The following is a 7045-nucleotide window of genomic DNA, read 5'->3' as shown; positions in this document are numbered from 1 at the left end:
CCCAGGGTTGGTCCTTGAATGGAAATATAGGTCTTGACACAACAGCTTATATTGGAACTAGGGACAGTGTGGATGTGGTGCTGAAAAGCAATGGAGCAAATAACCCGCAGCCGCAGTTGAAGTTGAAGGCTAGTGGGGGTGTGGAGGTGAATGGGCCTGCAATCCTAAAAAGCAATGTTAATATACCCAACTTGCAAGAGGCTACTGATCCAAACCAAGAATTTAAATTAGTTTCAATTGGGAATGATGGCATCCTAAAAAGTGGACCTAGCTTTAAGCCAGGTTCAGGTTGTTCTCCAACCTTCGGATGGGGTAATGTTTACAATCAATTTGCAACTTATACCAATGATATAATTAAATGTCCAGCTATTGGAAATGTTGGAATTGGAATTACCACTTTACCACAGGCAAAATTGCATGTTTTGGGTAATTTTAAATTGGATGGAGAAATTGAAATCACAGGAAGTAGGTTGCATGTTGACAACAATTCAGGAAACATTGGAATCGGGACTTCAGATCCTAACAATCAACTTCATATATTTGGTAATAATCCAGTTTTTAATATTCAGCCATCAAACTGGGGAAATGGAAATTATTCTCAAATTACTTTAGGAGATAACAATCATACCATAAAATCTACTTTTGGAGAAGGATTATTAATTACTGATATAAATAAGGTAAAAATAAATTCACCAAGAATTGTATTAGGAAATCAGGAAATTACCAATGGAGAATGGGGGAATGCACAACTTTATATTTCAGGTACGGCAGTTGCAAAGGAGATTTTTGTAAAAGTTGATGGATGGGCTGATTATGTTTTTGAAAAGGGGTATCAATTGCCTACTTTGTTTGAAGTTTCAAAATACATTGAGGAATACAAGCACCTTCCAGGAATTCCAAGTGCAACAGAAGTTGATGAGAATGGCATTTCTCTTGGAGAAATGAACAAAATGTTACTAAAGAAATTGGAAGAATTAACTTTATACCTTTTAGAATTGGACAAAGCCAATGTTGAAATGAAGGAAAGACTGAAAAAGGTGGAATTGGAATTAAAAGGCAAAAAATAGTATTCAAAATGAAAGTCAAAATCCAATTTTACTTTTTGGTGCTTCTTTTTTTTCTTGGATACAATTCATTTGGCCAAGTTGTAGAAGTTACACAATCATTTAGTAGTGGAGTTCAGGCCCCTGTAGTTGGTTCTGTTATTACCGCACCAGGTCAAGGTTCGAATGGTCAGATAAATATTACCAATACTGCAAATGTTCAATATAAAGCAAGGGATATTGTTCATTTAAAAGATGGATTCCATGCTGGAGAATTTACGGGAAATGGAATATTTCATGCTTACATTGATCCAAGTCAAATTTTACCTGCTGATTATAGTGGAGGATTATTGGATGATCAAGAATTTGAGGATAGAGAAATAAATACATCAAAAGCTGTTGGTTATATTCCTGCAACATATAATGTAACACCAACTGGGGCTGCCTCATATACAATTCCTATTCAGGTGCCACCTGGAACAGCTGGAATGATTCCAACATTGTCTTTAGGGTATAACAGTCAATCAGGAAATGGAATATTAGGCTGGGGATGGAATTTAAGTGGACTTTCTGCTATTAGTAGGGTACCAAAAACTATATATCATAATGGCAAAGTTGAGCCTGTAAAATTTGACGGTACTGACAATTTTGCATTAGATGGTCAGATGCTTATAAAATCAGGCAATTATTATTATACTGAATCTGAAAGCTTTTCAAAAATTACAGCTAATATTTCAGGAGAAGATATTAATTATTTTATTGTTGAAAGTAATAACGGAACTACAATTCAATATGGCTTTAACTTAGATTCCAAGTTCAAAAAGGAAGGCACAAACGAAATATTATTTTGGCTTGTCGATAAAATTACGGACAATTATGGAAATTATGTTTCTTTTAAATATCGAAAAGTAGGGCAAGAGATTGTAATCGACAAAATCTTATACACTGGCAATGAGGAAGTGAGCTTGAATCCATATAATACAATAGAGTTCTATTATGAATCAAGGTCGGATAAAAATATTGTTTATTCTGCTGGAATTCCAATTGAAAGTAGTCTTCTTTTAAGAAAAATTCAGATAATCGCGGATGGGCAAAATTTCAAATCTTATACATTTAATTATGGACTTAACATGTATAGTTTACTTAAAGAGGTAAAGGAATTTGGGAGCGACGAGTCAGAAATAAATAGCACAATCTTTAAATACGGAGACGAACAGCCAATTTTCCAAGAATCGCAAACTTCAGTGGTTCAAAATTTATCAATTGAGATGTTTACTGGTGATTTCAATGGTGATGGATTTTCAGATATCTTGGCTGCAACAAAAAACTATGCTCCACCTGAACAACATGGATACAAATATTTTACTGATATAAAAGTGTTTATCAATAATCATGGAAGTTTTGACCAAAATAATCCTGGATTTGCTATTAGTGACGATCAAACTGCAATTCTAAATAATGGTAAATATACAATTGAAAGAGGTATAATCCCATATTATCATAATACGCATTTTGGAGACTTCAATGGAGATGGGAAATCCGACCTTTTGGTTACCAACTTTAATTTTGAATGTGAAAATAAATTTCAACATCTTAATGCAAAAATATATAATTCTACAGGAAGTAATTTTTCTTCTCCTTTAGAAATTGCAGAGGATTGGAGCGAGAACTATGTTGCAGGTAGTAATTTTCTGGTTACAGGTGATTTTGATGGGGATGGTGCAACCGATATTTTAACATTTTTAGGCATATATCAAAGTGATATGGATCTTTGCTGTTTTCCATGGCATTGCAACCAAGAATATACCGAACATATAGTAAAGGGAAAAATTTGTTTCCCACGAATAGGAACAACTCAATACACTATTTCGGGCACAGATTTTATTCCAAATGATATTACAAAGGCGGATTATGTTTTTGTCATTGATTTTGACGGTGATGGAAAACAAGAATTGATGGTTACTAAGGAGTCAAATACAAAAATATTTTCTTTTGAGAAAAGCACAAATGGTTTAATTAATGCATCAATTCTTTATGACTCTGGTTATCCTACCAAGTGGCATACAATTTATCCTGGCGATTTTAATGGGGATGGAACGACTGATTTCTTAACTAATGGTCTTGCAGGTACTAATACTTGGCATATTGCCTATTGCAAGGGTACAACAGGGTTTGAAGAACATGATTTTACATTTGATAATTACTTTCCTGATTCTGACTATAAGCCTATGGTTGCTGATTACAATGGAGATGGAAAAACAGATATATTATACAATTATGATATTTCAAATACAGGTCATGGATATTTGGATGTTTATTATTCAATATCTTACAATAGTTTTGAACGTAAGCATTCTGAGCCAACTCACCCAATATCACAAAATGATGCAGTTTTGTTAGGTGATTTTAACAGTGATGGTAATACTGACGAAATTCATCGTTCTTTTTATGAGGAACCTTCCAATATTTTTTATTTTAATAAAAATTCAAAAGGACGTCTTTTGCATTCTGCAAAGAATGGGTTTAATATTCCTTTAAATTTCGATTATAATTTTTTAACCCAATCCAATTCATATACTCAAGGCAATTTACAATCCTATCCATTAATTGAATTTAAGTATCCTATTCCAATTGTTGTTTCACAATGGTCACCAAATTGCGTTGGAAATGGGAATAACTATGCTTTTTATGAATATTCAGGTTCTGTCTTACATAAAAATGGGAAAGGTTTTTTGGGTTTCAACTCGATAGCTGCAAGAAATTACCCAAGTGGCATGAAGGAAATCACAGAGTATGAAATTAATGAAACAAATTATGTTTCTCTGCAAAAGAAAAATAGTCTTAGGTTAATATCAGACAATTCAATTATTTCAGAAACAGAAAACACGAATATTGTTAGCAGTATTGAAGGGACCTTAAGGTACTTTGCAAGATGCACATTAACCACTTCTAACGATTATTTAAATTCATTTCTGAATCAAACAATACAATATGATTATTTTTCAGACAGAAATATTAAAAAAATTACAAAAATCAAACCAGGGGTGGAAACATCATATGTTGAATATGAGGCCTATGAAATACATAGTGGTAAAACTGTTCCCACCTCAATTAGAACTTATAACCAACGTGGTAATTCCAATTTTAGTAAGCTTACAAAATTTTCATATAATAACAAGGGTTTGCCCACAGAGGAAACTTCCTTCTTTGGATTACCAAAGAGTGTAACAACCACATATGATCAATATGATGCTTTCGGAAACTGCAAACGATCAAATGTTTCAAGCATAGGACTGCCCAACAAAACTGTTAAAGTAGACTTTGATACCAAAGGTCGTTTTGCAATAAAAAAATATAATCCATTGAACCAATATGAAGAATACACTTATGACAGCCGCTGGGGAAAGCCACTTTCTGTTAAAGGAATTAACGGATTGACAACATATTTTTATTATGACGGTTGGGGAAAGCTAATAAAGAGCATCGATGAGCACGGTGTTGAAACCAACTCAACCACCAGCTGGGCTCTAAATTCGGGATTTGGTAACGTAGTATTCTCAACTATAACTGCCAAACCTGGTTCACCATCGTCAACAATTTATTTCGATGCCTTAAGCCGTAATTTATTTTCAATTGTCCCAGGGTACAATGGACAGGATATACTTATTGCACAGACATATGATGAGAAAGGAAACCTTAAAACCCAAACCCAACCATATAAGGAATTAGAAACACCAGTAGTAACTACCTATAATTATGACAACTACAACCGAGTTTCCTCGTTAAGTAACAGTGCTGGCTCCACAATATATGACTATAGTGCAACAAATGGCATAAATACAATTACGGTAGTAGATCCAGCTGGACAAAGTTCTTCTAAATCTATAGATGCTTCAGGTAAGATTGTTTCATCAACAGATGGTGGAGGCACCCTTGAATTTACATACAACGCACTCGGAGCACCTTTACAAACCAAAACAGGAGGTAATAGTTTAATTACAATGACTTATGACCCAGATTTTGGAACACAAACAAGTTTAATCGACTTAAACGGTGGCACTACATCTTATGTTTATAATGCTTATGGTCAATTACAAAGCCAAGATGGTCCTATTTCAGGAAATTCTGATTTAATCACATTTGATTATGATGTCATGAGTCGGTGTATAACCAAAACCGTAGGAAGTGAAGAAACCCATTATGAATTTTATGAAACAGGCAATGGGATAAACCAATTAAAAAAAGCCACTGCATTTGATGGCAGCTACCAAGAGATTTCTTATGACATCTTTGGCAATAGCATCCAGTTTAAAGAAAAGCATGGTAGTTATTCCGAAATATTTACTACTTCATACACTTACAACCAATACGAACAATTAACTTCGACTACATATCCATCTGGTTTTGTAATTAAAAATATTTTTGACCAAAATGGCTATCTTGTTGGCATAAAAGATGCAGTCAACCATTCTTTGTTTTCTGCTAACACAGCAAACGGTAAAGGCCAGCTAACCAACTATACCCTAGGTAATGGAAAGATTACTGAAAATACTTATGACCAATACGGTTATTTACGTCGAACCTTTACACAAGGGATTCAGGATTTGGAAACAGAATTCAATATTCAGTCAGGAAATCTTGAGATCAGAACTGATAACTTGAAAAACCATAGTGAAAATTTTAATTATGACATTTTAAATCGTTTAACTCAATCAACACCTTCAAACCTAAACCCTGGAACAATTATTTCAGACCCAGTTAATGGTCCTTATGAGGACGCAATTTCCTATTCAAATAACGGTAATATATCGTCTAAATTTGGCTTAGGAAACTTTTATTACGAAAGTGAAAGGCCCAATGCAGTAACTGCAGTAGACAACAATCATTTTGGACAGGGATCACCTCCACTTGTCAGCACTTTGCAACAAAATATAAGTTACAAAAACGATCGACCAATACGAATAGCAGAAAACAGTTATTGCTCCCGAATTTTTTATGGTGTAGATGATAATAGGTTGGTTAGTGAATTAAAACAAAAGCCTGAAAATGCTGATAGTATTCTTATAAATCGTCGCTTTTACTCTCTAAATTATGAGAAATTAGAATTAGGAAATGATGTATATGAAATAAACTACATCCCTGGCGGGGACGGTTTGGCAGCAATAAATGTTAAACATAAACCAATATCTGGGGAACCAGATGAAAGCTATTTTTATGTATACAAAGACCACCTTGGTTCCATAATTACACTAACTAAAGAAGAAGGTCAAGTTGTTTATGAACAAAATTTTGATGCTTGGGGTAGGCGTAGGAATGCTGAGACTTGGGCCTATGAATCAAATCCCAATATATTAGAATCAGAAGGAGGCTTATTATGGTTTAACCGAGGATTTACTGGTCATGAAAGTCTTACAGAATTTTCTTTAATCAATATGAATTCAAGGCTTTACGATCCAATATTGGGAAGATTTTTGGCCGTTGATAATTATGTTCAGGATGCAACGAGCACTCAAGGGTATAATAGATATAGCTATTGTATGAATAATCCCTTGAACAGAATTGACCCAAGTGGGGATGTTTGGTTTGTTCCTATAATTATTGCTGCCACTGTAGGAGCTACAATAGGTGCAACGGTTGGCGGAATTCAGGCTTATAATAATTACGGCAATTTTTGGGAAGGAGCGTGGAAGGGAGCTTTAGTAGGAGGAATTGGGGGTGCCTTGGGCGGAGGTTTTGGTGCTGCGGGCGCTGCAATAGGAGTGTCAGGTGTACTTCCTGGTATGGTTTACGGTGGAATTACAGGTTCAATAACTGGTGGAATAACTGGCGGCTTGTCATCTTCTTTAAATGGTGGCAATTTTATTGATGGTTTTGGAAATGGTGCTTTGTGGGGAGGAATTATGGGGGGAGTAAGTGGTGGGATTGGGGGAGGAGTTGAGGCCTATAATAGAGGTAATAATATATGGTGGGGGTCAAAAGTTGCGTACCATCGAAATCAGTTT

At 34.8% G+C, this 7045-nt stretch carries 2 protein-coding genes; both read left to right on the top strand.

Going from position 1 to position 7045, the window contains the following annotated elements; all coding sequences use genetic code 11:
* Positions 1-1067: hypothetical protein (locus K1X82_14110; protein MBX7183241.1), on the top strand; the 1067-nt coding region annotated here is incomplete at its 5' end.
* Between the two features lie 8 nt (positions 1068-1075).
* Positions 1076-7045, top strand: a 5970-nt coding sequence (locus K1X82_14105) for an FG-GAP-like repeat-containing protein (protein MBX7183240.1), incomplete at its 3' end; no start/stop codon positions are given.

The organism is Bacteroidia bacterium (genome assembly GCA_019695265.1).
In the GTDB taxonomy this organism is placed as follows: domain Bacteria; phylum Bacteroidota; class Bacteroidia; order JAIBAJ01; family JAIBAJ01; genus JAIBAJ01.
The sequence above is the reverse complement of the archived record's forward strand: the minus strand, read 5'-3'. Positions and strand labels throughout refer to the sequence as shown.